The 25,591-nt window shown below is 56.4% G+C and carries 25 protein-coding genes; 8 read left to right on the plus strand and 17 right to left on the minus strand.

Going from position 1 to position 25,591, the window contains the following annotated elements:
- Positions 1-388: 388 nt before the first annotated feature.
- From KIF87_RS03005 to yobA, 3 genes are read right to left on the minus strand one after another with little or no spacing between them, the layout of a single operon-like run.
- The gene (locus KIF87_RS03005) at positions 389-727 is read right to left on the minus strand and encodes a YebY family protein (RefSeq protein WP_213327856.1); all 339 of its coding nucleotides are present in this window, start codon (positions 725-727) and stop codon (positions 389-391) included.
- A gap of 16 nt (positions 728-743) precedes the next feature.
- Positions 744-1,613: a copper homeostasis membrane protein CopD gene (gene copD / locus KIF87_RS03010; protein WP_213327857.1), complete on the minus strand. Its 870-nt coding sequence runs from the start codon at positions 1,611-1,613 to the stop codon at positions 744-746.
- A gap of 1 nt (position 1,614) precedes the next feature.
- Entirely contained in the window at positions 1,615-1,986 is a 372-nt protein-coding gene (gene yobA, locus KIF87_RS03015; RefSeq protein WP_213327858.1) for a CopC domain-containing protein YobA, read from the minus strand.
- 137 nt (positions 1,987-2,123) lie between these two features.
- Between yobA and KIF87_RS03020 the strand changes: the two genes are divergently transcribed.
- From KIF87_RS03020 to exoX, 3 genes are all read left to right on the plus strand, one after another.
- A complete protein-coding gene (locus tag KIF87_RS03020) occupies positions 2,124-2,354 on the plus strand; it encodes a DNA polymerase III subunit theta (protein WP_013096102.1) in 231 nt (76 codons plus the stop codon).
- A 110-nt stretch (positions 2,355-2,464) separates the two neighbouring features.
- Positions 2,465-3,115: a carbon-nitrogen hydrolase family protein gene (locus KIF87_RS03025; RefSeq protein ID WP_213327859.1), complete on the plus strand. Its 651-nt coding sequence runs from the start codon at positions 2,465-2,467 to the stop codon at positions 3,113-3,115.
- 24 nt (positions 3,116-3,139) lie between these two features.
- The gene (gene exoX / locus KIF87_RS03030) at positions 3,140-3,802 is read left to right on the plus strand and encodes an exodeoxyribonuclease X (protein ID WP_213327860.1); all 663 of its coding nucleotides are present in this window, start codon (positions 3,140-3,142) and stop codon (positions 3,800-3,802) included.
- Here the strand turns inward: exoX and ptrB are convergent.
- Positions 3,799-5,859, minus strand: a complete 2,061-nt coding sequence (gene ptrB, locus KIF87_RS03035) for an oligopeptidase B (protein ID WP_213327861.1) — start codon at positions 5,857-5,859, stop codon at positions 3,799-3,801. The two genes, exoX and ptrB, sit on opposite strands and share 4 nt — an antisense overlap.
- An 85-nt stretch (positions 5,860-5,944) precedes the next feature.
- A complete protein-coding gene (locus KIF87_RS03040; protein ID WP_023312225.1) occupies positions 5,945-6,592 on the minus strand; it encodes a tellurite resistance TerB family protein in 648 nt (215 codons plus the stop codon).
- Between the two features lie 170 nt (positions 6,593-6,762).
- Between KIF87_RS03040 and purT the strand changes: the two genes are divergently transcribed.
- Complete coding sequence (gene purT, locus KIF87_RS03045; RefSeq protein ID WP_213327862.1) at positions 6,763-7,941, plus strand: formate-dependent phosphoribosylglycinamide formyltransferase; 1,179 nt, start codon at positions 6,763-6,765, stop codon at positions 7,939-7,941.
- 41 nt (positions 7,942-7,982) lie between these two features.
- Here the strand turns inward: purT and kdgA are convergent, their stop codons facing one another.
- The 3 genes from kdgA to zwf form a co-directional block, all read right to left on the minus strand.
- On the minus strand, positions 7,983-8,624 hold the full coding sequence (gene kdgA, locus KIF87_RS03050; protein WP_213327863.1) for a bifunctional 4-hydroxy-2-oxoglutarate aldolase/2-dehydro-3-deoxy-phosphogluconate aldolase: 642 nt from the start codon (positions 8,622-8,624) through the stop codon (positions 7,983-7,985).
- A 39-nt stretch (positions 8,625-8,663) separates the two neighbouring features.
- Positions 8,664-10,475, minus strand: a complete 1,812-nt coding sequence (edd, locus tag KIF87_RS03055) for a phosphogluconate dehydratase (RefSeq protein WP_213327864.1) — start codon at positions 10,473-10,475, stop codon at positions 8,664-8,666.
- Positions 10,476-10,708: 233 nt separating this feature from the next.
- The gene (gene zwf, locus KIF87_RS03060; RefSeq protein ID WP_023312228.1) at positions 10,709-12,184 is read right to left on the minus strand and encodes a glucose-6-phosphate dehydrogenase; all 1,476 of its coding nucleotides are present in this window, start codon (positions 12,182-12,184) and stop codon (positions 10,709-10,711) included.
- Between the two features lie 356 nt (positions 12,185-12,540).
- Between zwf and KIF87_RS03065 the strand changes: the two genes are divergently transcribed.
- Together KIF87_RS03065 and pyk are read left to right on the plus strand one after the other, a co-directional pair.
- The gene (locus KIF87_RS03065) at positions 12,541-13,410 is read left to right on the plus strand and encodes a MurR/RpiR family transcriptional regulator (RefSeq protein WP_023312229.1); all 870 of its coding nucleotides are present in this window, start codon (positions 12,541-12,543) and stop codon (positions 13,408-13,410) included.
- Between the two features lie 140 nt (positions 13,411-13,550).
- Positions 13,551-14,993 (plus strand): pyruvate kinase, encoded by a 1,443-nt coding sequence (gene pyk / locus KIF87_RS03070; RefSeq protein ID WP_008500455.1) that lies wholly within the window; start codon positions 13,551-13,553, stop codon positions 14,991-14,993.
- A 45-nt stretch (positions 14,994-15,038) separates the two neighbouring features.
- Here pyk and lpxM read toward each other — a convergent pair whose 3' ends face one another.
- The 3 genes from lpxM to znuA all read right to left on the minus strand — a co-directional run bounded on the left by lpxM (position 15,039) and on the right by znuA (position 18,411).
- Positions 15,039-16,010 (minus strand): lauroyl-Kdo(2)-lipid IV(A) myristoyltransferase, encoded by a 972-nt coding sequence (gene lpxM / locus KIF87_RS03075; protein ID WP_213327865.1) that lies wholly within the window; start codon positions 16,008-16,010, stop codon positions 15,039-15,041.
- Between the two features lie 121 nt (positions 16,011-16,131).
- A complete protein-coding gene (mepM, locus tag KIF87_RS03080; RefSeq protein ID WP_213327866.1) occupies positions 16,132-17,451 on the minus strand; it encodes a murein DD-endopeptidase MepM in 1,320 nt (439 codons plus the stop codon).
- A 15-nt stretch (positions 17,452-17,466) separates the two neighbouring features.
- A complete protein-coding gene (znuA, locus tag KIF87_RS03085; protein ID WP_193941540.1) occupies positions 17,467-18,411 on the minus strand; it encodes a zinc ABC transporter substrate-binding protein ZnuA in 945 nt (314 codons plus the stop codon).
- A gap of 77 nt (positions 18,412-18,488) precedes the next feature.
- Here znuA and znuC point away from each other — a divergent pair, with 77 nt between their 5' ends.
- On the plus strand, positions 18,489-19,244 hold the full coding sequence (znuC, locus tag KIF87_RS03090) for a zinc ABC transporter ATP-binding protein ZnuC (RefSeq protein ID WP_023312233.1): 756 nt from the start codon (positions 18,489-18,491) through the stop codon (positions 19,242-19,244).
- The gene (gene znuB / locus KIF87_RS03095; protein WP_213327867.1) at positions 19,241-20,026 is read left to right on the plus strand and encodes a zinc ABC transporter permease subunit ZnuB; all 786 of its coding nucleotides are present in this window, start codon (positions 19,241-19,243) and stop codon (positions 20,024-20,026) included. Before znuC ends, znuB begins: the two co-directional genes overlap by 4 nt.
- 59 nt (positions 20,027-20,085) lie before the next feature.
- On the opposite strand, the gene ruvB is transcribed toward znuB, so the two are convergent.
- From ruvB to aspS, 6 genes are all read right to left on the minus strand, one after another.
- Positions 20,086-21,096 (minus strand): Holliday junction branch migration DNA helicase RuvB, encoded by a 1,011-nt coding sequence (gene ruvB / locus KIF87_RS03100; RefSeq protein WP_213327868.1) that lies wholly within the window; start codon positions 21,094-21,096, stop codon positions 20,086-20,088.
- A gap of 8 nt (positions 21,097-21,104) precedes the next feature.
- Complete coding sequence (gene ruvA / locus KIF87_RS03105; RefSeq protein WP_023312236.1) at positions 21,105-21,719, minus strand: Holliday junction branch migration protein RuvA; 615 nt, start codon at positions 21,717-21,719, stop codon at positions 21,105-21,107.
- 80 nt (positions 21,720-21,799) lie between these two features.
- A complete protein-coding gene (gene ruvC, locus KIF87_RS03110) occupies positions 21,800-22,321 on the minus strand; it encodes a crossover junction endodeoxyribonuclease RuvC (protein ID WP_003859749.1) in 522 nt (173 codons plus the stop codon).
- A gap of 34 nt (positions 22,322-22,355) precedes the next feature.
- Positions 22,356-23,096, minus strand: coding sequence for a YebC/PmpR family DNA-binding transcriptional regulator (locus tag KIF87_RS03115; protein WP_010432574.1), 741 nt, complete (start codon positions 23,094-23,096; stop codon positions 22,356-22,358).
- Positions 23,097-23,123: 27 nt separating this feature from the next.
- Positions 23,124-23,567 (minus strand): dihydroneopterin triphosphate diphosphatase, encoded by a 444-nt coding sequence (gene nudB, locus KIF87_RS03120; protein WP_033145850.1) that lies wholly within the window; start codon positions 23,565-23,567, stop codon positions 23,124-23,126.
- 1 nt (position 23,568) lies between these two features.
- Complete coding sequence (gene aspS / locus KIF87_RS03125) at positions 23,569-25,341, minus strand: aspartate--tRNA ligase (protein ID WP_213327869.1); 1,773 nt, start codon at positions 25,339-25,341, stop codon at positions 23,569-23,571.
- Between the last annotated feature and the right edge of the window lie 250 nt (positions 25,342-25,591).

The raw sequence follows: 25,591 nt of genomic DNA on the forward strand, positions 1-25,591 counted from the left end.
GCCACAAAATTTTAACAAAGATCCCAAAAAACCCTGGACGCACGCGGTCCTGAGTATGTTATGGTTTAGACAGGATATGGAAAGTTCGAGAAAGTTTCGGGTGATTTCGAGTCAACACCGAACAATGCTTTGAAAAACATACAGATAAAAAGAGACCGAATACGATTCCTGTATTCGGTCCAGGGAAATGGCTCTTGGGAGAGAGCCGTGCGCTAAAAGTTGGCATTAATGCAGGCTAAGTCGCCTTGCCTTTTAAGAATAGATGACGACGCCAGGTTTTCCAGTCCACAGCTAAAGCGGTCGGAAAAAAAGCGCCAGAGCATCATAAAATGTGAAAAACCGCAGTGCTTTCGCCAGCATCTGCGGTTTTTTATTGGAAACCTGAGCGTTAGCAGAGCTTGTCGGCGCGCTCGATAAACGGTGCCAGGCTCATTTTTTGTCCCGGATGCGCCGGGTCATCGATCTGAATAACGCTAATCGGCTGGCCGCTGCTCTTACCGCTGGCTACCTGCTGCTCTGCGGTATCATTTAACGGGTATTGCACCAGCGTGCTCGGGTTAATCGCATACAGCGCGTGGCCCGGACGGCAGGTCAGCATCACCTCTTCGCGATTGAAAGCCCATTTGTCCTTACCCACTTCAAAACGGCTAACGGTGATAACCTGCGGGGCGGCAAGCGCGCTCCCCGTGCAGGCCAGCAATATGAGAGAAAGTACTGTCTTTTTCATATGATATTTAACCTTGTCAGAAGGGTTCCCAGGTGGCGAACAGACTGACCGTTGCCAGTACCAGCGCTCCCAGCACCACTTCTGCCTGTGTCATCCTGATAAAAATCTGTTGTGCTCGCCCGGTTTCCGGACGAAACCGTGGCACCAGAAAATACCGATTTGCCAGCGCAATTACCACCATCAACGCCACCAGCGCACATTTGAACAACAAAAACCGCACGTAGCCAGCCTGCCAGGGAATATGGACACCCAGTATCATGAGCGTATTTATCACGCCTGTGAGCAGCACGCCCGCGACGGCGTAATGCCCCACGCGCGAGAAGCGCATCATGGTAAAGATGGCGGCATTCTGCCACCGTCCTTTCGCCAGGCGCATGCAGAACAGCAGAGGCAGTAATCCGCCAACCCAGGTTGCGGCGCAGATCAGGTGAAAAGCATAATTTAGACGCTGCAACGCCCCCATCTGCCCCTCGTTCATCGCCGCGTGCCCTACCCCAACCAGCAGGATAAGCTGGCCCAATGCGAGCAGCAGCAGCCGCGACCCTTTCAGCGGCGCAAGCCATGCCGCACCGACCATCATCGCCGCGAGGATCATTTGCCACAGCCACACGCCACCAAACCGGGTCCCCATCACGCTGAACCAGACCTGCGGGGCAAACACATCTCCCCAGCCGTTACCCATCAATCCGCCCTGCAGCATAAACATCAGGAATGCTGCCGCCAGGCCCACTAAGGCCGCCACTTTCTGCTGCGACTGGAATCGCCGGGACATCAGACGGTGGAGAGAGGAAGGCGCAAACCAGACGCTGTAAAGCGCATTGCCAAAAACCAGCATCAGCGCCCCAAAATGGATAAAGCGTACCCCGATATAACACAGCGCCAGCATGCTATTTCACGCTAAAGTGATAGCTGCCTTTGGTTTTATGGCCGTCTACGGAGACCACGTGCCAGTCCACCTGGTAAGTCCCTGACGCCAGCGTTTGTTCCAGCGGAACGGTGAGCTGAGCCTTGTTCTTTTCGTCTCGCGCGGCGGTTCCGGTTTTGATGACCTGCTTTTGCGCATCCGTTACCACCACACCGCTAAACCCAGGTTCGATACCTTCCGAAAAATTCAGCGTAAGTGCCTGCGGTGCGGTCACTACGCTGTCTGCTGCCGGGAGCTGCTGTTTAAGATGTGCATGTGCCAGCACGGAGGGCGTCATCATCGTCGAGGCCACAAAAACCAGTGCGCATACCGCGCGGGAGGCGGAGAAACCCATCGCAATCATTCCTTTTTGTTATGTCTGTAAGCTAAAGAATAACGCTGTATAATAAACGAGTCGAGGATCATCCTGCCTCCGCTTGTCATCTTCGTGCAATCGCGGTAACGTTGCCGCCGCATAAAAAGGAGAAGGTAATGAAGATCAACCTGGCCGCCCTTCCGCAGGACGAGATGGATAAAGTGAATGTCGATCTCGCTGCCGCTGGCGTCGCGTTTAAAGAGCGTTACAACATGCCCATCGTGGCTGAAGTCGTGGAACGGGAACAACCCGCCCATCTGCGCGACTGGTTTCGCGAAAGATTAATCGCCCACCGTCTCGCCTCGGTTAACCTCTCCCGTTTACCGTACGAGCCAAAAGTTAAATAAGCTTAACGAGTCGTTACACTTCCTTACGCGGAATCTGGCAGGATAAGAAAACCCTGATAAATTTAGGTGTATTCTTAAATCTCTGCGACTCAGTGTATAAGGAAGTCACGATGTCACATTGGAATATAGCGGCAGCCCAGTATAGCGGTCAGCACCAGAGCGTGGATGACCATGTTACGCACCACCTGCGCTTCATCGCCGAAGCAGCACGGCAGCGGTGTGATTTGCTGGTCTTCCCTGAACTCTCATTAACGGGCTCAGGCGCGCCGACGCTACCTCCCCCGCCCGATGACGCGCAGCTGGAACCGCTGCTTAATGCGGCACATTTTTACCGGATTACCGTTATTGCCGGAATTCCCCTGGAGCGGAATGGTCAGCGCCAGAAAGGCCTCGCGCTGTTTACGCCCGCTCGCCACCGAATCCTTTTCTACCCGCAAGGTCACGGTGCCAGCCTGGTGCCGGGGGATAAACACCTTACCATCATTGAGGCGCATGGCGATTCCCCCAATCTTGATCCCAGGGCCACGCTTGTCACCAGCTGCCAGTCAGTAAGGGATAACCGCTGGCGGCAGTCCATCGGTACCCTGCAGCGCTTCGCGCATAAATATGCCATTGCGGTACTGATGGCAAACGCCTGCGGCGGCAGCGCGCTGTGGGATGAAAAAGGCCAGCTGATCGTGCGCGCGGATAAAGGCGAGCTTCTGGTGACCGGTACGCTCAGCAGACGGGGTTGGCAAGGCGATATCATTCCTTTAGGCTAGGCGTTTTAAGCTCAGGAGTTTTCAATGCTGCGCGTCATCGATACCGAAACTTGCGATCTTCAGGGCGGAATTGTGGAAGTGGCCTCTGTCGACGTGGTTGACGGTAAAATCGTCAACCCAATGAGCCATCTGGTGCGTCCCGATCGCCCCATCAGCCCTCAGGCGATGGCTATACATCGCATTACCGAATCGATGGTGGCGGATAAGCCGTGGATTGAAGAGATTATTCCGCACTACTACGGTAGCCCATGGTACGTCGCGCATAACGCCAGCTTTGACCGCCGGGTGTTACCTGAGATGCCGGGCGAATGGATTTGTACCATGAAGCTGGCGCGTCGCCTTTGGCCGGGGATTAAATACAGCAACATGGCGCTGTACAAGTCCCGTAAGCTCAGCGTCCGTACCCCTGAGGGGCTTCACCATCACCGCGCCCTGTATGACTGCTATATCACCGCCGCGCTGCTGATTGATATTATGAATATCTCTGGCTGGACGCCGGATGATATGGCAACCATCACCGGACGCCCCGCGCTACTGACCACGTTTACCTTTGGGAAATATCGCGGGAAGCCGGTGTCCGAGGTGGCGGATAAAGACCCGGGCTATCTGCGCTGGCTGTATAACAACCTCGACAGAATGAGCCCGGAGCTGCGCTTAACGCTGAAACATTATCTGGGCGACGTCTAACGCTCCGCACGGCCTGGCAGCGTCTCCTGCGCCAGGCCTATCAAGAAGGCATATTCCAGGGCAACCCCTTCGTACGATTTAAACCGTCCCGATTTCCCCCCGTGTCCGGAATCCATATCGGTACACAGCAGCAGAAGATTGTCATCGGTTTTCAGCTCCCGCAGCTTTGCCACCCATTTTGCCGGCTCCCAGTATTGCACCTGAGAATCATGCAAGCCGGTGGTGACCAGCATATGCGGGTAGGCTTTTGCCTCCACGTTATCGTACGGGCTGTACGCTTTCATATAGCGGTAGTACATCTCATCCTGCGGATTCCCCCACTCCTCAAACTCTCCGGTGGTAAGAGGAATGGATTCATCGAGCATGGTCGTAACCACATCAACAAACGGAACCTGCGCGACAATCCCCTTAAAGCGATCGGGACGCTGGTTGATCGCCGCCCCCATCAGCATTCCCCCCGCGCTGCCGCCCATTCCAAAGCAAAGCTGCGGATCCCCATAGCCCTGCTCAATCAGCGCATCGCAGACGTCGAGATAGTCATTGAAGGTATTTTTCTTTTTCAGGAATTTCCCGTCTTCATACCAGTGCTGCCCCAGCTCACCGCCGCCGCGAATATGGGCGATGGCGAAAACAAAACCGCGATCGAGCAGGCTTAACCGGCTGCTGCTGAAATCGGCGTCCATGCTTGAGCCATACGAGCCGTAGCCGTACACCAGGATCGGATTTTTGCCTTTCTGGAAATGCGCCCGATGGTAAACGAGAGAGACCGGCACCTCCACGCCATCACGGGCGGTGACCCACAGGTGCTCGCTGCGGTAGTTTTCGGACTCAAACCCTTTTACCTCGGTTTGTTTAATCACCTGGCGCTGCCCGGTATCCATATCCAGCTCAAACAGGGTGTCCGGCGTGGTCATGGATGAGTAGCCGTAGCGCAACCGCGATGATTCGGGTTCAGGGTTGAAACCAATCCACGTCACATAGGCCGGGTCGTCGAACGCAATCCCCACCACCTCCCGGGTCTTACGGTTGATTTGACGGATGCTGGTCAGCCCGCGCTGACGCTCTTCCACCACCAGCCAGTCGGTAAACAGGGTAAACCCTTCGAGCATCACCTGATCCCGCGCGGGGATAAGCACCTCCCACTTGCGCTCATCGCGCACTTTGGTTTTATAGAGACCAAAGTTTTTGCCCTCGCGATTGGAGCGCAAATAAAAGCTGTGCTGGAAGTGATCCAGGCTGTACTCGTGATCCTTGCGGCGCGGCAGGAAACAGAGCGGCTGGGCATCGGGCAGTTCGGCATCCAGCAGCAGAACTTCCGAGGTCGTCGCGCTGGAAAGGAAGATAATCACATAGTGGCGTGAGGAGGTTTTATGCAGGCTGACATAAAACGTTTCGTCTTTCTCTTCATAGACCAGCTCGTCGTCAGCGGAGTCCGTTCCCACGGTATGTCGCCACACCTGATAAGGCAGCAGCGTCGACGCGTGCTTTTTGACGTAGTAAACCGTCTCGGAATCATTCGCCCAGACAAAATCCGGGGAGACGTTTTCCAGCATTTCCGGATACCAGTTGCCGGTGTCCAGATTGCGAAACCGCAGGCCGTACTGGCGACGGGAGAGATAATCCTCCGCCAGCGCCATTACCGCGTTGTCAGGCGAAATGGACATGCCGCCCAGGGTATAAAACTCGCTGTGGGCGGCGCGCTGGTTGGCATCCAGCAGAATATCCCACTCATCCCATTCGGCGCTTAACACCGACTGACGCTGGTAGATGGGATACTCATTGCCGGGCTCGTAAATATGGCGATAGCGATAGCCGTTTTTGGTCCAGGGCGCGGAGATGTCGTGCTGAGGAATACGCTGCACCATTTCATTCAGCAGCTGGTCCTGAAGCGTCTGCTGGCTGGACATGACCTTGCGGCCATAGTCGTTTTCCTCGTGCAGGTAGTCGAGTACCTCTGGCCGGGAGCGCGAATCGTCCCGCAGCCAGTAATAGTTGTCTATACGCGTATCGCCATGCGTGGTGATCGCATAAGGAGTACGTCGGGCTTTCGGTGGCATGTCATCATTCTTTTAAGTTTTACACCCTATAAGGTTGGCAAAACCCACGCATGATGCAAGCGAAACCGCGTCACGACGGCGACGGCTATCCCTGTAGCGCCTGTTTTTGTTCCCGGATATCCCGCTCAATGCCCTCGCGCACGTCCTGAGGGATCTTTAGCGCATCGCCCAGGGCGTTCAGGTAGCTGCGCTCCATAAAGTGATCGATATCGATGGCGGCACAGCTGAGGAAATAGAGCTCCAGCGCCTCTTCCTCATTTTTCACACTTTGCGCAAGACGCTGCGGCTCGAGCGGCTGTTCTATCGCCTGCGCCACCAGCACCCTTCCCTTCTCTTCGACCCCGGCTTCGCGCAGCTGCTGCTCGATCGCCGAACGTTCTTTATCATCAATATGTCCGTCACTTTTCGCGGCAAAAACCAGCGCAAGAATGAGCCGTTCGGTACGCAGATCCAGCGGCGAGGTGTGCTCGCCATAATGCGGTTCATCGCTGTGCGCGGTCCGTACCCTGTCCTTGTATTTATTCCACAGCACGGTGCCCGCGATGGCACCGCCGCCGGCCAGCAGCGCGCCTGTGCCATACTTTGCCAGCAGCTTGCGTGAGGATTTATTCGCGACAAGCAGGCCTGCCAGCCCGCCGAGCGCCCCGGGTACCAGCAGTTTGCTAAGGTCCCGCTCGCCAGACGATGTTTTCTGCCCTAACAGGGATTGCAGTTGATTTAACCAGCCAGACATGGTTTCCCTCACTTAACGGTGTACATGTTCCACAGCGTAAGCGAGCAGGCGTCAGGAAACGTCTGGTCGGGCTAAAGAAGCGCAAATTTCTGCCGCCTCGTTTAGCCGTGCACAAGACATACGCAAACGTTTTCGTTTATACTGCGCGCAACTTTTTTAGGGGGATTGTTATGATTCGTTTAGGAACTGCGCTGCGACCTGCGGCGACGCGAGTGATGCTGTTAGGATCGGGCGAGCTGGGGAAAGAGGTCGCCATTGAGTGCCAGCGTTTAGGTGTGGAAGTCATTGCCGTAGACCGTTACGCCGACGCACCCGCCATGCACGTCGCCCACCGTTCTTATGTGATTAACATGCTGGATGGCGATGCCCTTCGCGAATTGATTACGCGCGAGAAACCCGATTTTGTCGTACCGGAAATTGAAGCGATTGCCACCGATACGCTGATCGCCCTGGAGCAGGAAGGCCAGCGCGTGGTGCCCTGCGCGAAAGCCGCAAAGCTGACCATGAACCGTGAAGGCATTCGTCGCCTGGCGGCGGAAGAGCTGGGATTGCCCACCTCGAGCTACCGTTTTGCTGGCGATAAGGCCGCATTCCTGAAGGCCGTCGAGGAGATTGGCTACCCGTGCATCGTTAAGCCGGTGATGAGCTCCTCCGGAAAAGGACAGAGCTTTATTCGCGACAGCAGCACCCTGGATAACGCGTGGGATTATGCCCAGCAGGGTGGCCGCGCCGGAGCCGGTCGCGTCATCGTCGAAGGCGTCGTGAAGTTTGATTTCGAAATCACCCTTCTGACCGTCAGCGCCGTTGACGGCGTCCATTTCTGCGACCCGATTGGCCACCGTCAGGAGGATGGCGATTACCGCGAGTCCTGGCAGCCGCAGCAGATGAGCGCCCTGGCGCTGGAGCGTGCTCAGGAGATCGCCCGTAAAACCGTCCTGGCGCTGGGCGGCTATGGCCTGTTCGGCGTGGAGCTGTTTGTATGCGGTGATGAGGTGATTTTCAGCGAAGTCTCCCCTCGCCCGCATGACACCGGCATGGTGACGCTGATTTCGCAGGATCTCTCCGAGTTCGCCCTGCACGTGCGCGCGTTCCTCGGCCTGCCCGTCGGCGGTGTACGTCAGTATGGCCCGGCAGCCTCGGCCGTGATCCTGCCGCAGTTAACCAGCCAGAACGTCACGTTTGATAACGTCGACGGGGCGGTGGGTGCAGGATTGCAGGTACGTTTGTTCGGCAAGCCGGAGATCGACGGAACCCGCCGTCTTGGCGTGGCGTTAGCCACCGGGGATAACGTTGACGACGCCGTGGCGAGGGCGAAAGCGGCCGCTGCGAGCGTCAAGGTTGCAGGATAAAAAAACGGGCCGTAAGGCCCGTTTTTCATATGGCGAGTGGCTTACTGCTTCGCGCCTTCAACCGCTTCGCGAGCCAGTTTGGTGATGCGATCCCAGTCGCCCGCTTCCAGCGCATCCGCCGGAACCAGCCATGAACCACCGATGCAAAGCACGCTTTTCAGCGCCAGGTAGTCACGGTAGTTGGCAGGAGAGATACCGCCCGTCGGGCAGAAGCGTACCTGAGAGAATGGACCCGCAATCGCCTGCAGCGCTTTGGTGCCGCCGTTCGCTTCAGCCGGGAAGAATTTGAACTCTTTCAGACCGTAGTCCATGCCCAGCATCAGTTCAGAGACGGTGCTGATGCCCGGGATCAGAGGAATGGTGCCTTCAGCGGCGGCTTTCAGCAGCGGCTCGGTCAGGCCAGGGCTGATGGCGAACTGCGCGCCCGCTTCGGTCACTTCCGCCAGCTGCTGCGCGTTGAGAACGGTACCCGCACCGATGATGGCGTCCGGCACTTCTTTGGCAATCGCGCGAATAGCGTCCATCGCGCAGGCGGTACGCAGGGTGACTTCAAGAACGCGAACGCCGCCCGCAACCAGCGCTTTCGCCATCGGTACAGCGTGCTCCAGCTTGTTTACCACGATAACCGGCACGACAGGGCCAGTGGTCAGGATTGCTTCTGCACTTGTTTTCCAGTTTTTCATCAGAGTTTTCTCTCGCCAGATCGTTAAAATCAAGTCGTCTTAAAACGTAATACAGGTTGCGCCCTGCTCCGCACCGGAGAGTTTCTCACGCAGCGCGCTGAACATTTCGCGTCCGGTCCCCACGCGCGATGCGCTCAGGTCAGGAATATGGGGCTGACGTGCCGCCAGCTCGGCGTCATCGACCAGCAGGGTTAACTCGCCCGTCTGACCGTTCACGCGGATCGTGTCACCGTCGCGCACTTTCGCCAGCAATCCGCCGTCGTAGGCTTCCGGCGTCACGTGGATGGCTGAAGGCACTTTACCGGATGCCCCAGAGAGGCGTCCATCGGTGACTAACGCAATTTTGAAACGGCGGTCCAATAATACACCAAGTGGTGGCATAAGTTTATGTAATTCTGGCATCCCGTTCGCTTTAGGCCCCTGGTGACGCACCACCACCACGCAGTCTTTATCGAGCAGACCGGCGTCAAAGGCGGGTAACACGTCATGCTGGCTTTCAAATACCACCGCCGGCGCTTCGATAATCTGGTTCTCTTCCGGTACGGCAGAGGTCTTCATTACCGCACGACCGAGGTTGCCGCTCAGCACTTTGGTGCCGCCGTGAGGTGAGAACGGTTTGTCGATGGTGGCGATCACCTGCGCATCAAGAGACGCGCTCGCCCCTTCGCGCCAGTCCAGCTCGCCGTTGTTCAGCCACGGCTCCTGGGTGTAGCGCTTAAGGCCAAAGCCCGCCACGGTATTTACGTCTTCATGCAGTAGCCCGCCTTTCAGCAGCTCGCGCATCAGCAGCGGTACGCCGCCTGCGGCCTGGAAGTGGTTAATATCCGCCGGACCGTTCGGGTACAGGCGTGCCATCAGCGGCACCACGGAAGAGATCTCGGAGAAGTCATCCCAGTTAATCAGAATGCCCGCCGCACGCGCCATAGCCACCAGGTGCATGGTGTGGTTAGTTGACCCCCCGGTTGCCAGCAGCGCAACAATCCCGTTGACGATGACTTTTTCGTCGACCATTTTACCCATCGGCATCCATTCGTTGCCGTTGCCGGTCAGACGCGTCACCTGACGGGCTGCGGCCTCGGTCAGCGCCTTGCGCAGCGGCGCATCCGGCTGGATAAAGGATGAGCCCGGAAGCTGCATCCCCATAAATTCCACCACCATCTGGTTAGTATTAGCCGTACCGTAGAACGTACAGGTCCCCGGCGCATGATAGGACGCGGCTTCCGCCTCCAGCAGCGCCTGACGGTCAGCTTTCCCTTCCGCGTACAGCTGGCGAATACGCACTTTTTCTTTGTTCGGCAGACCGCTCGCCATTGGGCCTGACGGCACGAAGATCGCAGGCAGGTGCCCAAACGACAGCGCCGCCATTACCAGGCCCGGGACAATCTTGTCGCACACGCCGAGATACAGCGCGCCATCAAACATGTTGTGTGACAGGCCCACCGCCGCGGACATCGCAATCACCTCGCGGCTCAGCAGGGACAGCTCCATGCCGTCCTGCCCCTGCGTCACGCCGTCGCACATGGCAGGCACGCCGCCCGCCACCTGGCCCACGGCATTCACGCTGTGCAGCGCGTTACGGATGATAGTGGGATAGACCTCATACGGCTGGTGAGCGGAAAGCATATCGTTATAGGAGGTAATGATGGCGATATTGTTACGCAACATGCTTTTCAGCGACGCTTTATCATCAGGCTGGCAGGCGGCGAAGCCGTGCGCCAGGTTCCCGCAGGCCAGCTGAGATCGGTGGACGGTGTTGCGCTTTGCCTGTTCAATCCGGGCGAGGTAGGCCGAGCGGGTCTCTTTCGAGCGCTCAATAATGCGCTGTGTTACGCGTAACAATGTCGGATTCATAAAAGCTCCTCTAATTTATCTGTCCGGGCTCGGGAGTTTACAAAGTCGCTGGCAGTTGTTAACAACGCTGAAACGCTTGCTGTCCGGAGCTCAGGGGCAAAATCACTTCCGGCAGTGTAATAAAAAAAGCTCCGCGGGTGAATCCACGCGGAGCTTAAAAGTTGAAAATTGTGCCACTAGCTGTGTTAGATCATGTTACCGGTAAAATAACACTTTCGAGCTAGAGGATTATCTTACTCAAACTCGTTCCAGGAGCGGCCATCGCGGGTGATCATCGCAACCGACGCGACAGGTCCCCAGGTTCCCGCCTGATACGGTTTTGGCGCATCCTGATCGGCAGCCCAGGCTTCGGTGATGGAGTCGACCCATTTCCACGCCTCTTCCACTTCGTCGCGACGCACGAACAGCGCCTGGATACCGCGCATGGTTTCCAGCAGCAGACGCTCGTAAGCATCGGCCAGGTGCGTCTGGTTAAAGGTTTCGGAGTAGCTCAGATCCAGCTTGGTGGTTTGCAGGTTGTGTTTATGATCCAGGCCCGGCACTTTGTTCAGGATCTGGATATCCACGCCCTCGTCCGGCTGCAGACGAATGGTCAGTTTGTTCTGCGGCAGTTCCTGCCAGGACTCTTTGAACAGGTTCAGTTCCGGGTTTTTGAAGTAAACAACCACTTCGGAACATTTGGCCGGCAGACGTTTACCGGTGCGCAGGTAGAACGGAACACCCGCCCAACGCCAGTCGTCGATATCCACGCGGATGGCCACGAACGTCTCGGTGTTGCTGGACTTGTTCGCGCCCTCTTCTTCCAGGTAGCCAGGCACTTTTTTGCCTTGCGCAAACCCGGCGGTGTACTGGCCGCGAACGGTCTTCTCACGCACGTTGGAGCGGTCGATGCGGCGCAGTGACTTCAGCACCTTCACTTTTGCGTCACGGATGCTGTCAGCCGTCAGGTCAGACGGTGGAGACATGGCAATCATGCACAGAATTTGCAGCAGGTGGTTCTGGATCATGTCGCGCATCTGGCCGGCCTGGTCAAAGTAACCCCAGCGGCCTTCAATCCCCACCTCTTCCGCCACGGTGATTTCCACGTGGTCGATAGTGCGGTTGTCCCAGTTATTCACAAACAGGGAGTTAGCGAAACGCAGCGCCAGCAGGTTCAGTACCGTCTCTTTACCGAGATAGTGGTCGATACGGTAGACCTGGCACTCTTCAAAGAACTCGCCCACCTGGTCGTTAATTTCACGCGAGGTTGCCAGCGACGTGCCCAGCGGCTTCTCCATCACGACGCGTGCCGGTTTGGCGTTCAGTTTGGCTTCGCCCAGACCTTTGCAGATGGCGCCGAAGGTGCTTGGCGGCATGGCGAAATAGTTAATGGTGACACGGTTTTTCTGATCCAGCATCGCGCCTAAGCGGGTAAACGCGCTGACGTCATTGACGTCCAGGTTGCAGAAATCGAGACGTCCACTCAGGGTATCCCACAAACTTTCATCAATTTTTTCTTTCATGAAAGTTTCGAGCGCCTCGCGGACGACTTTGGTATAAGCGTCCTTGTCCCAGTCGGCGCGCCCTACACCCAGGATACGGGTATCCGGATGAATTTGGCCCGCTTTCTCCAGTTGATACAGGGAAGGCAGCAATTTTCGGCGTGCAAGGTCGCCTTTCGCGCCGAAAATGACCAGGTCACATGCCTGGGCTGTTTGCGTTACCGCCATGTCATTCTCCTCAGTTGGATCACCTGGTACTTCTGCCAGGTATCGTTGTAATTTTATTACGATGCACTGTACTGCTTTTACGTCATTCCTGAAACCATTAGCGCTTATCGTCGCGTGCGATACCGCGATTTTTCACCCTCTCGAGGATTACGACGGCGCAATGACGCAACAACCGTCGTTTCTTTGCGCAACAGGGTCACGGCAAAACCCGACACCGATCAAGTAATGAAAAAAAACAACAACATTATCTTGTCGATTATTACCCTTTATGGAAGCCACAAGGGTAATATCGGCTAAATCGAATCACGATTTCATCAATTTATGAAATCGTTTACACCCATGAGCGTCCTGTTAACATGAACATGCTGGAAAAAATCCAGTTTCAACTGGAACACCTTAGCAAATCCGAGCGAAAAGTGGCCGAGGTCATTCTCGCCTCCCCCGCTCAGGCGATTCATTCGAGCATCGCCGCTCTGGCACAGGAAGCGGGTGTTAGCGAACCGACGGTCAATCGCTTTTGCCGCAGCCTGGAAACGCGCGGCTTCCCTGATTTTAAACTGCATCTGGCACAAAGTCTGGCTAACGGCACCCCTTATGTTAATCGTAATGTGGATGAAGACGACAGCGTTGATGCCTATACCGCGAAAATTTTTGAATCGGCTATGGCTTCGCTCGACCACGTCCGCCAGTCTCTGGACATGAGTTCCGTGAATCGCGCGGTGGATTTACTCACCCAGGCCAAGCGGATTGCGTTCTTTGGTCTCGGGTCGTCGGCGGCCGTGGCGCATGACGCCATGAACAAATTTTTCCGCTTTAACGTCCCGGTTATTTATTCCGATGACATTGTGCTGCAACGCATGAGCTGTATGAATTGCAGTGAAGATGACGTCGTGGTACTGATTTCGCATACCGGCCGCACCAAGAGTCAGGTAGAGCTGGCGCAGCTGGCCCGTGAAAACGATGCCATGGTGATTGCCCTCACCACGGCAGGCACGCCGCTGGCGCGTGAGGCGACGCTGGCGATCACCCTTGACGTACCGGAAGACACCGACATTTATATGCCGATGGTTTCCCGGCTGGCGCAGCTCACCGTGATTGACGTGCTGGCGACCGGCTTTACCTTACGTCGGGGCGCAAAATTCAGGGATAACTTGAAGCGGGTCAAGGAAGCGCTGAAGGAATCGCGTTTTGATAAAGAATTGCTTATAAAGAGCGATGTCCCCTGATAGTTGATAACGAAGACGTAACCAATAATTACGATGTAACGATTTACGGCATTCGGTCCACTCTCCGCTGCCTTGCAGCAGATGAAGACCGATTCAATGTTCACGCAACACCAAAGTTGTTTCAGTCAACGGAGTATTACATGTCCAGAAGGCTTCGCAGAACCAAGATCGTAACCACCTTAGGCCCGGCCACCGATCGCGATAATAATCTTGAGAAAATTATCGCCGCTGGTGCCAACGTGGTGCGTATGAACTTCTCTCACGGTACGCCAGAAGACCATAAATTACGTGCCGATAAAGTGCGTGAAATCGCAGCAAAACTGGGCCGCCACGTGGCTATCCTCGGCGATTTGCAGGGTCCAAAAATCCGTGTATCGACCTTTAAAGAGGGTAAAGTTTTCCTCAATATCGGCGACAAATTCCTGCTGGATGCCAACCTGGGCAAAGGCGAAGGCGATAAAGAGAAAGTCGGTATCGACTATAAAGGCCTGCCGGCTGACGTGGTGCCTGGCGATATCCTGCTGCTCGACGACGGTCGCGTACAGCTGAAGGTGCTGGAAGTTCAGGGCATGAAAGTGTTCACCGAAGTCACCGTCGGCGGCCCGCTCTCCAACAATAAAGGCATCAACAAACTGGGTGGCGGCCTCTCTGCTGAAGCGCTTACCGATAAAGACAAAGCGGACATCGTGACTGCCGCGCTGATCGGCGTTGACTACCTGGCCGTCTCCTTCCCGCGCTGCGGCGAAGATCTGAACTATGCGCGTCGCCTGGCGCGTGATGCAGGCTGCGATGCCAAAATCGTCGCTAAAGTTGAACGCGCGGAAGCCGTTTGCGATCAGGATGCCATGGACGATGTGATCCTCGCGTCCGACGTGGTAATGGTTGCGCGCGGTGACCTGGGCGTGGAAATCGGCGACCCTGAGCTGGTAGGTATCCAGAAAGCGCTGATTCGTCGCGCACGTCAGCTTAACCGCGCGGTGATCACCGCCACTCAGATGATGGAGTCGATGATCACCAACCCAATGCCAACCCGTGCGGAAGTCATGGACGTGGCTAACGCCGTGCTGGACGGTACCGATGCGGTGATGCTCTCTGCAGAAACCGCTGCGGGCCAGTATCCGGCAGAAACCGTGGCCGCCATGGCGCGCGTTTGCCTGGGCGCTGAAAAGATCCCAAGCATTAACGTTTCTAAACACCGTCTGGACGTGCAGTTCGACAACGTGGAAGAAGCGATCGCGATGTCTGCGATGTACGCGGCAAACCATCTGAAGGGCGTTACCGCGATCATCACCATGACCGAATCTGGCCGCACCGCGCTGATGACCTCTCGTATCAGCTCTGGTCTGCCGATCTTCGCCATGTCCCGTCACGAGCGTACCCTGAACCTGACCGCGCTGTACCGCGGCGTGACGCCGGTTCACTTCGACAGCACCAATGACGGCGTAGCTGCGGCACACGATGCCGTAAACCTGCTGCGCGACAAAGGCTATCTGGTGTCCGGTGATATCGTCATTGTGACCCAGGGGGATGTGATGAGCACCATCGGCTCAACCAACACCACGCGCGTTATGACCGTCGAGTAATAACGTCTGTGTTAAAAAGCCCTCTCCAGACGGAGAGGGCTTTTTTTATTTCCTCGGATAAAGCTCTTTGCGTTTATAGGGCTCTGTTTCACCCGGTTTCCGCGTTTTAAGCAGCTTCAGTATCCACGTGTACTGTTCGGCATGCGGCCCCACCAGTATCTCCACCTCTTCGTTCATTCGACGCGCGATGGTGTGGTCGTCCGCGGTGAGCAGATCGTCCATCGGCGGACGGACCTCAATACTCAGACGATGCGTTTTGCCGTCATAGACCGGGAATAGCGGGATCACGCGGGCACGACAGACCTTCATCAGACGGCCAATCGCGGGAAGCGTCGCTTTATAGGTCGCAAAGAAGTCAACAAACTCGCTGTGCTCGGGGCCGTGGTCCTGATCCGGCAGATAGTAGCCCCAGTACCCCTGACGTACCGACTGAATGAAGGGCTTAATGCCATCGTTACGCGCATGCAAACGTCCGCCAAAACGACGGCGCACCGTGTTCCAGACAAAATCGTAGATTTTATTTCCCTGGTTATGGAACATCGCCGCCATTTTCTGACCCTGAGACGCCATGAGCATCGCCGGAATATCAACGCCCCAGCCGTGGGGGACGAGGAAAATGACTTTCTCGTCGTTGCGGCGCATCTCCTCGATGATGTCCAGCCCTTTCCAGTCAACGCGATCGACGATTTTATCCGGCCCTTTCAGCGCCAGTTCCGCCATCATCGCCATTGCCTGCGGCGCGGTGGTATACATCTCATCAATGATTGCCTCGCGCTCGGCGTCGCTTTTCTCAGGAAAACAGTAGTAGAGGTTGATCTGCGCGCGGCGGCGGGCGCTCTTGCCTAAACGCCCGGCCAGACGGCCAATTTTACCCAGAACAGGATCGCGAACAGAGGCAGGCAGCATCGCCATCCCCGCAAAGGCGTAAACACCAAGCCAGGCGCCCCAGTTGCGCGGATGGCGGAAGGATTTTTCAAACTCAGGAATGTATTCAATATTGTTTTTTTGGGTTTCCATGCTGGATCCAGGGTCTGATGACGCAAAATTTTATTCAGATAGTGTAGCGAGGCAGTCGTCCACGCACAAAAGAAAAAGCCGGCGTCAGTGTGCGCCGGCTTTTTTAACAAAAACAGAGAGCTTAGTTTAGGCTCAGCTGCGGCATCACCTCTTTCACCTGCGCCAGATAATCAGTACGATCTTTACCTGTCAGGCCTTCGGTGCGCGGCAGTTTCGCCGTCAGCGGGTTCACTGCTTGCTGGTTGATCCACACTTCATAGTGCAGGTGCGGGCCGGTAGAGCGTCCGGTATTGCCGGAGATAGCGATACGGTCACCACGCTTCACCTTCTGGCCCGGTTTGACCAGCAGCTTACGCAGGTGCATATAGCGGGTCGTATAAGTACGACCATGACGTACCGCGACATAATATCCGGCGGCACCGCTACGCTTGGCCACCACCACTTCGCCATCCCCTACCGCCAGTACAGGTGTACCCTGCGGCATGGCAAAGTCAACGCCGCGGTGCGGCGCGACGCGCCCGGTTACCGGGTTCAGACGACGCGGGTTAAAGTTCGAGGAGACGCGGAACTGTTTTGCCGTCGGGAAGCGCAGGAAGCCTTTCGCAAGGCCCGTACCGGTGCGGTCATAGAACTTACCGTCTTCGGCACGAATCGCGTAGTAATCTTTGCCCTCGGAGCGCAGACGTACACCCAGCAGCTGGCTTTGCTCGCGCTTGCCGTCCAGCATTTCGCGGGACATCAGGACTGAGAACTCATCGCCCTTCTTCAGCTTGCGGAAATCCATCTGCCACTGCATGGCTTTGATCACCGAGCTGATTTCAGCGCTGGTCAAGCCTGCATCGCGCGCGCTGGAGACAAAGCTCGCGCCCACGGTGCCTTTCAGAACGCTGTTAACCCAGTCGCCTTTCTGCATTTCGCTGGTCATTTTGAAACCGTTTGCAGTGCGATCGTAGGTGCGGGTTTCGCGGCGGGACATTTCCCAGGTCAGACGCTGGAGATCGCCATCCGCCGTTAATGTCCATGAGAGCTGTTGTCCGATTTTCAGGTTACGAAGATCTTTATCCGCAGCCGCCAGCTGGCTGATATTACTCATGTCGATGCCGTACTGGTTCAGCACGCTGCTCAGCGTGTCCCCGGTTGACACAACATATTCGTGGATACCCGCTTCGTTCTCGGTTTTATCGTCCAGTTCATCCTGCGGGATGGCTTCATCTTCCTGAGCCGCCTGGTCGATAGGCTCACTGGCTTCAGGCAGCAAAGAACGGATTTCGCTCTTTTCAAGCTCAATGGTTTTGATGATAGGGGCAGAACTCGGGTGGTAAACATAGGGCCGCCAGACGGCGACCGCTAAGGTGAGTACTGTAAGCGACCCCAGCATAACGCGGTGGGGTCGAGGCAGATTGTTAAATGCCAGGGCGACAGAGCGGGCTATCTGTTGCACGTATTCACTTCCTCGTTAATCTCCTTTCAGGCAGCTCGCATACTGGTTCGCCAGTTGGCTGAGGAACTGCGAATAGCTCGCTTTGCTCAACTGGATATTCGTACCTAGCGGGTCAAGGGTTCCCATGCGCACGGATGTTCCCCTGGCCACGGCTTCTACGACCGCTGGCCTGAACTGTGGCTCAGCAAAAACGCATGTCGCTTTTTGCTCAACCAACTGTGTTCTGATTTCATGTAAACGCTGCGCACCAGGCTGAATTTCAGGGTTGACGGTGAAGTGACCCAGCGGGGTCAAACCGTAATGTTTTTCGTAATAGCCGTAGGCGTCATGAAAAACGAAATACCCTTTACCTTTCAACGGTGCGAGCTCATTACCTACCTGCTTATCGGTTGCGGCTAATTGTGCCTCAAAATCCTTCAGGTTGGCGTCTAGTTTGGCTCGACTTTGCGGCATAAGTTCCACTAATTTGTCATGGATTGCAACCGCTGAAAGCCGCGCTATCTCTGGGGATAACCAAAGATGCATGTTGTACTCGCCGTGATGGTGATCTCCATCACCTTTTTCACCGTCTGCAGCATGATGGTCATGTTCGTCGCCGTCGTCATCCGCCCCTTTCATGAGCAACGGTTTCACGCCGGGGAGAGCGGCAATCGCGACCTGCTTTTCGCCAGCAACCTGTTTTGCTGACTTCTGCATGAACGCTTCCATTTCCGGGCCAATCCAGACGACTAAGTCCGCGTTTTGTAAGCGTTTTACATCTGACGGGCGCAGGGAATAGTCATGCTCGGATGCACCATCAGGGAGCAGAACCTGGGTTTCCGTTACCCCGTCGGCAATGGCCGAGGCGATAAATCCAAGCGGCTTAAGCGAAGCGACAACCGCAGCGTTAACATCTTGTGCGGTTGTACCCCAAAGGGCAGCGGATAATGCTGCGAAAAGAAGCGTATTTTTATGTAACATAATGCGACTAATCATCGTAGTGAATGCGTGGAATGTGATATTATAACATTCGTTGACTTCTTCAAGCTTAAAATGACATGACGACATTGGTTTCTCTTGAAAATATTTCGGTCTCATTCGGGCAGCGCCGCGTCCTCTCTGACGTGTCGCTCGATCTGAAGCCCGGCAAAATTCTGACGCTGCTCGGTCCCAATGGCGCAGGCAAATCCACCCTGGTGCGCGTGGTGCTGGGTCTGGTCGCACCCGATGAAGGCGTGATCAAGCGCGAGGAAAAATTGCGTATTGGCTATGTGCCGCAAAAACTTCACCTCGACGCCACGCTGCCGCTGACGGTCAGCCGTTTTCTGCGTCTGCGTCCCGGCACACGTAAGGCCGATATTCTCCCGGCACTGAAACGCGTGCAGGCGGGCCATCTTGTCGATGCGCCGCTGCAAAAACTGTCCGGCGGTGAAACGCAGCGAGTCTTACTTGCACGCGCGCTGCTGAGCAGCCCGCAGCTGCTGGTGCTGGATGAGCCGACTCAGGGCGTGGATGTGAATGGTCAGGTTGCGCTTTATGATCTGATCGACCAGCTACGTCGAGAGCTTGATTGCGCAGTGCTGATGGTGTCTCACGATCTCCATCTGGTGATGGCAAAAACCGACGAAGTGCTGTGTCTCAACCACCACATTTGCTGTTCCGGCACGCCAGAAGTGGTGTCAATGCACCCGGAATTTATCTCTATGTTCGGCCCTCGCGGCGCTGAACAGCTGGGCATTTATCGCCATCATCATAATCATCGCCATGATTTACAGGGACGAATCGTACTGCGTCGGGGAAATGGACACTCATGATTGAACTGTTACTGCCCGGCTGGCTGGCCGGGATTATGCTTGCCTGCGCCGCGGGCCCGCTCGGCTCGTTTGTCGTCTGGCGCAGAATGTCCTATTTTGGCGATACCCTGGCACATGCGTCTCTGCTGGGCGTTGCCTTTGGTCTGCTGCTGGATGTGAACCCCTTCTACGCGGTCATTGTGGTCACGCTGCTGCTGGCCGCCGGTCTGGTCTGGCTGGAAAAGCGCCCTCACCTCGCAATTGATACGCTGCTTGGCATTATGGCGCACAGTGCCCTGTCTCTGGGCCTGGTGGTGGTCAGCCTGATGTCGAACATCCGCGTGGATCTGATGGCCTACCTCTTCGGTGACCTGCTGGCCGTGACGCCGGAAGATCTTATTTCTATCGCCATTGGCGTGGTGGTGGTGCTCGCTATTCTGCTCTGGCAGTGGCGGAATTTACTGGCCATGACCGTCAGCCCGGACCTGGCATTTGTCGACGGCGTGAAGCTGCAGCGCGTAAAACTGCTGCTGATGCTGGTGACGGCGTTAACGATTGGTGTAGCGATGAAGTTTGTCGGCGCGCTGATTATTACGTCACTGCTGATCATCCCTGCCGCCACGGCGCGTCGCTTTGCCCGTACGCCGGAGCAGATGGCGGGCGTGGCGGTTATCGTCGGGATGGTTGCGGTAACGGGTGGGTTAACCTTCTCGGCGTTCTACGATACGCCTGCGGGGCCGTCCGTGGTGCTCAGTGCGGCGGTATTGTTTATCTTCAGTATGATGAAGAAGACCGCAAATTAACATGGAGGGCGCTGATGCCCTCACCCTGGCCCTCTCCCACAGGGAGAGGGAACAATGTATTACGGCATTGCCGGTGGCGTAATGCCGAAATGATTCCACGCCCGCACCGTTGCCATACGTCCACGCGGGGTGCGCTGCAGGAAGCCCTGCTGGATCAGATACGGCTCCAGCACGTCTTCAATCGTCTCGCGCTCTTCCCCAATAGCCGCCGCCAGGTTATCCAGCCCGACCGGGCCGCCAAAGAACTTGTCCAGCACCGCCAGCAGCAGTTTACGGTCCATATAGTCAAAACCTTCGGCATCGACGTTAAGCATATCCAGCGCCTGAGCGGCGATCTCGGCGGAAATCGTGCCATCATGCTTCACTTCGGCAAAGTCACGCACGCGGCGCAGCAGGCGGTTGGCGATACGCGGCGTACCGCGGGAACGCTTCGCTACTTCAAACGCGCCCTCTTCGCTCATCTCCAGCCCCATATAGCGGGCGCTGCGGCCAACGATGTGCTGGAGGTCCGCCACCTGGTAAAACTCAAGACGCTGCACGATGCCGAAACGGTCGCGCAGCGGTGAGGTCAACGACCCGGCGCGGGTGGTAGCGCCAATCAGGGTAAAGGGCGGCAGATCGATTTTGATGGAGCGCGCGGCCGGGCCTTCGCCGATCATGATATCCAGCTGGTAATCTTCCATCGCCGGATAGAGCACTTCCTCTACCACCGGTGACAGGCGGTGGATCTCATCGATAAACAGCACGTCATGCGGTTCGAGGTTGGTCAGCATCGCGGCGAGATCGCCCGCCTTCTCCAGCACCGGGCCGGAGGTGGTGCGCAGGTTGACGCCCATTTCATTGGCGACGATATTCGCCAGCGTGGTTTTCCCCAAACCCGGAGGACCAAAAATCAGCAGGTGATCGAGCGCATCGCCGCGCAGTTTTGCCGCCTGGATGAAAATCTCCATCTGGGAACGAACCTGCGGCTGGCCGATATACTCATCAAGCAGCTTAGGGCGAATCGCACGATCCACCACGTCTTCTGCCTGAATTGTGCCTGCCGATACCAGGCGGTCTGCTTCAATCATCCTTTACCTCACAATGCAGCGCGCAGCGCTTCGCGAATCAGGGTTTCACTGCTGGCATCCGGTTTGGCAATTTTACTCACCATACGGCTGGCCTCCTGAGGTTTATAGCCCAGCGCCACCAGCGCGGCAACCGCTTCCTGCTCGGCGTCATCATCCGTGGCAGGGCCGCCAGGAGAGGTCAGTACCAGGTCGGCAGCCGGCGTGAACAGATCGCCATGCAGACCTTTAAAGCGGTCTTTCATCTCGACAATCAGGCGCTCGGCGGTTTTCTTGCCGATGCCCGGAAGCTTAATCAGCGCCGCAGGATCTTCGCGCTCAACGGCATTCACAAACTGTGGTGCAGACATGCCGGATAAAATCGCCAGCGCCAGCTTCGGGCCGACGCCGTTGGTTTTAATCAGCTCGCGGAACAGGGTCCGTTCCTGCTTGTTATTGAAGCCGTACAGCAGCTGGGCATCTTCACGCACCACAAACTGAGTAAAGACAATCGCCTCTTTGCCCGCGTCCGGCAGCTCGTAGAAGCAGGTCATCGGCATATGGACTTCGTAGCCCACGCCACCCACTTCCAGCAGCACTAACGGGGGTTGTTTTTCAATGATGATGCCTCTGAGTCTGCCTATCACGTGACGCTCCTGCGTTCTGGGAGAAATTAACTGCCGACATAATAAAAAAAGGCTGGATGTTTATCCAGCCTGATTTCTCATTATCGTAACCTGCCTCGCGCCAGATTAAGCCGCGACTCGCTCATTTGCATCGCGTTCTGGCTGACGTGACAGTGGGTAATCGCAATCGCCAGCGCATCGGCGGCGTCGGCCTGCGGGTTCGCGGGAAGCTTCAGCAGGGTACGCACCATGTGCTGCACCTGGCTTTTCTCCGCGCTACCAATGCCCACCACCGTCTGCTTGACCTGACGCGCCGCGTATTCAAATACCGGCAAATCCTGGTTCACGGCAGCGACGATGGCAACGCCGCGCGCCTGACCGAGCTTTAGCGCCGAATCGGCGTTTTTCGCCATAAAGACCTGCTCGATGGCGAAATAGTCCGGCTGAAACTGGGTGATGATTTCCGACACGCCCGCATAGATGAGCTTCAGGCGCGACGGCAGATCGTCAACTTTGGTACGAATACAGCCGCTGCCCAGGTAGGTTAACTGGCGTCCCACCTGACGGATAACGCCATAACCGGTGACGCGTGAGCCTGGGTCAATCCCGAGAATAATCGACATCACGCGTCCCCCGTAACGGATTTATACGCTCTCATTAGAGAGTCGCTGCAACCTCATCAGAGATTTCACCGTTGTGATACACTTCCTGCACGTCGTCGCAGTCTTCGAGCATGTCGATCAGACGCAGCAGCTTAGGTGCCGTTTCCGCATCCATGTCCGCTTTGGTGGACGGGATCATGGAGACTTCAGCGTTGTCCGCTTTCAGGCCAGCTGCTTCCAGCGCGTCGCGCACGGCACCCATCTCTTCCCAGGCGGTGTAAACGTCGATAGCGCCGTCATCGAAGGTCACAACGTCTTCCGCACCGGCTTCCAGCGCCGCTTCCATGATCGCATCTTCATCGCCTTTCTCGAAGGAGATGACGCCTTTTTTGCTGAACAGGTAAGCAACGGAACCGTCAGTGCCCAGATTGCCGCCGGTTTTGGTGAACGCGTGGCGCACTTCCGCAACGGTACGGTTACGGTTGTCAGACAGACACTCAACCATCACCGCAGTACCGCCAGGGCCGTAACCTTCATAAATGATGGTTTCCATGTTCGCGTCTTCATCACCGCCCACGCCACGTGCGATAGCACGGTTCAGGGTGTCACGCGTCATGTTGTTAGACAGCGCTTTATCGATCGCTGCACGCAGACGCGGGTTAGAACCCGCATCGCCGCCGCCCAGACGCGCTGCTGTCACCAGCTCGCGAATGATTTTGGTAAAGATCTTACCGCGCTTGGCATCCTGTGCCGCTTTGCGGTGTTTGGTGTTGGCCCACTTACTATGACCTGCCATAAAAAGTTCTCCAAAAATCGCGCCTTCTCAGGCTGCGTTAATTACAAATTCTTCAATCGCCTGCCGGTTGCTCCACGACTTGGTCAGTGCGGCGGCGTCCGCCGCATTCACCCAGCGGTAGGTCAGGTGTTCGGTAAACACGATCTCCCGTTCATGGGGGAGCGCGAGACAGAACCACGACTCCGTATTGCGCTCGGTACCCGGCGCGTAGCGATGACGTAAATGGCTAAAAATTTCAAACTCCACCGTGCGCTGACAGTCCTTCAGGGTCAGTTGCTCGCGGGCAACGTCAATGGTGACCTCTTCCTTTACTTCACGCGCGGCGGCCTGCGACGCGGTTTCTCCCTCTTCCAGACTGCCGGTTACCGACTGCCAGAAATCAGGATCGTCGCGCCGCTGCAACATCAGCACCCGCTTCGTGTCTTCTGCATAAATGACCACCAGGACCGAAACGGGAAGCTTATATGCCATATCAGTTTTTCTCTTCCTTCTTGACCACTTCAATGCCCAACTCGGCCAGAGAGGCCGGGTTGGCAAAGCTTGGCGCTTCGGTCATCAGACACGCTGCTGCTGTGGTTTTCGGGAAGGCAATAACATCACGAATGTTATCAGTGCCGGTCAGCAGCATGGTCAGGCGGTCAAGACCAAATGCCAGACCCGCGTGCGGAGGCGTGCCGTATTTCAGGGCGTCCAGCAGGAAGCCGAACTTCTCGCGCTGCTCCTGCTCGTTAATGCCCAGGATGCCGAACACGGTCTGCTGCATTTCGCCGCTGTGAATACGCACGGAACCGCCGCCCACTTCGTAGCCGTTGATAACCATATCGTAGGCGTTCGCGACCGCGTCTTCCGGCGCCGCTTTCAGCTCTGCTGCCGTCATGTCTTTTGGCGAGGTGAACGGGTGGTGCATCGCCGTCAGGCCGCCTTCACCGTCCTCTTCAAACATTGGGAAGTCGATAACCCACAGCGGCGCCCATTTGTTTTCGTCGGTCAGGCTCAGGTCTTTGCCGAGCTTCAGACGCAGCGCGCCCATCGCATCCGCCACGACTTTCTTGTTGTCTGCACCGAAGAAGATCATGTCGCCGTCCTGCGCGCCGGTGCGCTCAAGGATCGCTTCCACGATGTCGGCGTTCAGGAACTTCGCTACCGGGCTGGTGATACCTTCCAGACCTTTCGCACGCTCGGTCACTTTAATATAGGCCAGACCTTTCGCGCCGTAGATCTTGATGAAGTTGCCGTAGTCGTCTATCTGCTTGCGGCTCAGTGCTGCACCACCCGGTACACGCAGGGCCGCCACGCGGCCTTTAGGATCGTTAGCCGGGCCAGAGAATACGGCAAACTCAACGCCTTTCACCAGGTCTGCAACGTCCACCAGCTCCATCGGGTTACGCAGGTCTGGTTTGTCGGAGCCGTAGCGACGCTCGGCTTCAGCGAAGGTCATGATAGGGAAATCGCCCAGCTCAACGCCTTTCACGTCGTTCCACAGGCTACGCACCAGGGCTTCCATCACTTCACGCACCTGCTCGGCGGTCATGAAGGAGGTTTCCACGTCGATCTGGGTAAATTCAGGCTGGCGGTCAGCGCGCAGGTCTTCGTCGCGGAAGCATTTAACGATCTGATAGTAGCGATCGAAGCCGGACATCATCAGCAGCTGTTTGAACAGCTGTGGAGACTGCGGCAGCGCGTAGAATTTACCTTTATGAACGCGGGATGGGACCAGGTAATCGCGCGCGCCTTCCGGCGTGGCTTTGGTCAGCATCGGGGTTTCGATGTCGAGGAAACCGTGGTCATCCATAAAGCGACGCACCAGGCTGGTGATTTTCGCACGGGTTTTCAGGCGCTGAGCCATTTCCGGGCGACGCAGATCCAGGTAGCGGTATTTCAGACGCGCTTCTTCAGTGTTGACGTGGTTGGAGTCCAGCGGCAGCGCTTCTGCACGGTTGATAATCACCAGATCGGACGCCAGCACTTCGATGGCACCCGTCGCCATGTCGGCGTTGACGTTTTTCTCGTCACGCGCACGCACGGTGCCGGTAACCTGAATGCAGAACTCATTACGCAGCTCAGAGGCCAGCTTCAACGCATCTGCGCGATCCGGGTCGAAGAACACCTGAACGATACCTTCGCGGTCGCGCATATCGATGAAGATAAGGCTACCAAGATCACGACGACGATTGACCCAACCACTCAGGGTTACCTGCTGCCCGACGTGGGACTGACGCAGCTGCCCGCAATATTCTGTACGCATGAGATATCCCTTAATTAGCCGCAGGCTAAATGTCGCCTGGTATGCAGGCTACTATGTCGCAGCTTTCTGTATGTCACAACTGGATGAAAAAAGGCGGCTATTATACTGGAAATTCCGCCGGACGATAAGAGCGAACCACGGCCAGGCGGTCGTTTGCTGCACTCTTATTGCGCATTCTCACAAAAATTAACAAAATTATCCGACCAATAACAGGCCATCACGTCGTATGGTGTCTGGAAGTGACTAATTT

It is taken from the genome of Enterobacter sp. 120016, from assembly GCF_018383635.1.
GTDB lineage: Bacteria > Pseudomonadota > Gammaproteobacteria > Enterobacterales > Enterobacteriaceae > Enterobacter > Enterobacter asburiae_D.

What these genes read in the sequence shown, in the direction of transcription:
- KIF87_RS03005 (WP_213327856.1), bottom strand. Translation starts at nt 727, where the DNA reads ATGAAAAAGACAGTACTTTCTCTCATATTGCTGGCCTGCACGGGGAGC.
- copD (WP_213327857.1), bottom strand. Translation starts at nt 1,613, where the DNA reads ATGCTGGCGCTGTGTTATATCGGGGTACGCTTTATCCATTTTGGGGCG.
- yobA (WP_213327858.1), bottom strand. Translation starts at nt 1,986, where the DNA reads ATGGGTTTCTCCGCCTCCCGCGCGGTATGCGCACTGGTTTTTGTGGCC.
- KIF87_RS03020 (WP_013096102.1), top strand. Translation starts at nt 2,124, where the DNA reads ATGAAGATCAACCTGGCCGCCCTTCCGCAGGACGAGATGGATAAAGTG.
- KIF87_RS03025 (WP_213327859.1), top strand. Translation starts at nt 2,465, where the DNA reads ATGTCACATTGGAATATAGCGGCAGCCCAGTATAGCGGTCAGCACCAG.
- exoX (WP_213327860.1), top strand. Translation starts at nt 3,140, where the DNA reads ATGCTGCGCGTCATCGATACCGAAACTTGCGATCTTCAGGGCGGAATT.
- ptrB (WP_213327861.1), bottom strand. Translation starts at nt 5,859, where the DNA reads ATGCCACCGAAAGCCCGACGTACTCCTTATGCGATCACCACGCATGGC.
- KIF87_RS03040 (WP_023312225.1), bottom strand. Translation starts at nt 6,592, where the DNA reads ATGTCTGGCTGGTTAAATCAACTGCAATCCCTGTTAGGGCAGAAAACA.
- purT (WP_213327862.1), top strand. Translation starts at nt 6,763, where the DNA reads ATGATTCGTTTAGGAACTGCGCTGCGACCTGCGGCGACGCGAGTGATG.
- kdgA (WP_213327863.1), bottom strand. Translation starts at nt 8,624, where the DNA reads ATGAAAAACTGGAAAACAAGTGCAGAAGCAATCCTGACCACTGGCCCT.
- edd (WP_213327864.1), bottom strand. Translation starts at nt 10,475, where the DNA reads ATGAATCCGACATTGTTACGCGTAACACAGCGCATTATTGAGCGCTCG.
- zwf (WP_023312228.1), bottom strand. Translation starts at nt 12,184, where the DNA reads ATGGCGGTAACGCAAACAGCCCAGGCATGTGACCTGGTCATTTTCGGC.
- KIF87_RS03065 (WP_023312229.1), top strand. Translation starts at nt 12,541, where the DNA reads ATGAACATGCTGGAAAAAATCCAGTTTCAACTGGAACACCTTAGCAAA.
- pyk (WP_008500455.1), top strand. Translation starts at nt 13,551, where the DNA reads ATGTCCAGAAGGCTTCGCAGAACCAAGATCGTAACCACCTTAGGCCCG.
- lpxM (WP_213327865.1), bottom strand. Translation starts at nt 16,010, where the DNA reads ATGGAAACCCAAAAAAACAATATTGAATACATTCCTGAGTTTGAAAAA.
- znuA (WP_193941540.1), bottom strand. Translation starts at nt 18,411, where the DNA reads ATGTTACATAAAAATACGCTTCTTTTCGCAGCATTATCCGCTGCCCTT.
- znuC (WP_023312233.1), top strand. Translation starts at nt 18,489, where the DNA reads ATGACGACATTGGTTTCTCTTGAAAATATTTCGGTCTCATTCGGGCAG.
- znuB (WP_213327867.1), top strand. Translation starts at nt 19,241, where the DNA reads ATGATTGAACTGTTACTGCCCGGCTGGCTGGCCGGGATTATGCTTGCC.
- ruvB (WP_213327868.1), bottom strand. Translation starts at nt 21,096, where the DNA reads ATGATTGAAGCAGACCGCCTGGTATCGGCAGGCACAATTCAGGCAGAA.
- ruvC (WP_003859749.1), bottom strand. Translation starts at nt 22,321, where the DNA reads ATGTCGATTATTCTCGGGATTGACCCAGGCTCACGCGTCACCGGTTAT.
- KIF87_RS03115 (WP_010432574.1), bottom strand. Translation starts at nt 23,096, where the DNA reads ATGGCAGGTCATAGTAAGTGGGCCAACACCAAACACCGCAAAGCGGCA.
- nudB (WP_033145850.1), bottom strand. Translation starts at nt 23,567, where the DNA reads ATGGCATATAAGCTTCCCGTTTCGGTCCTGGTGGTCATTTATGCAGAA.
- aspS (WP_213327869.1), bottom strand. Translation starts at nt 25,341, where the DNA reads ATGCGTACAGAATATTGCGGGCAGCTGCGTCAGTCCCACGTCGGGCAG.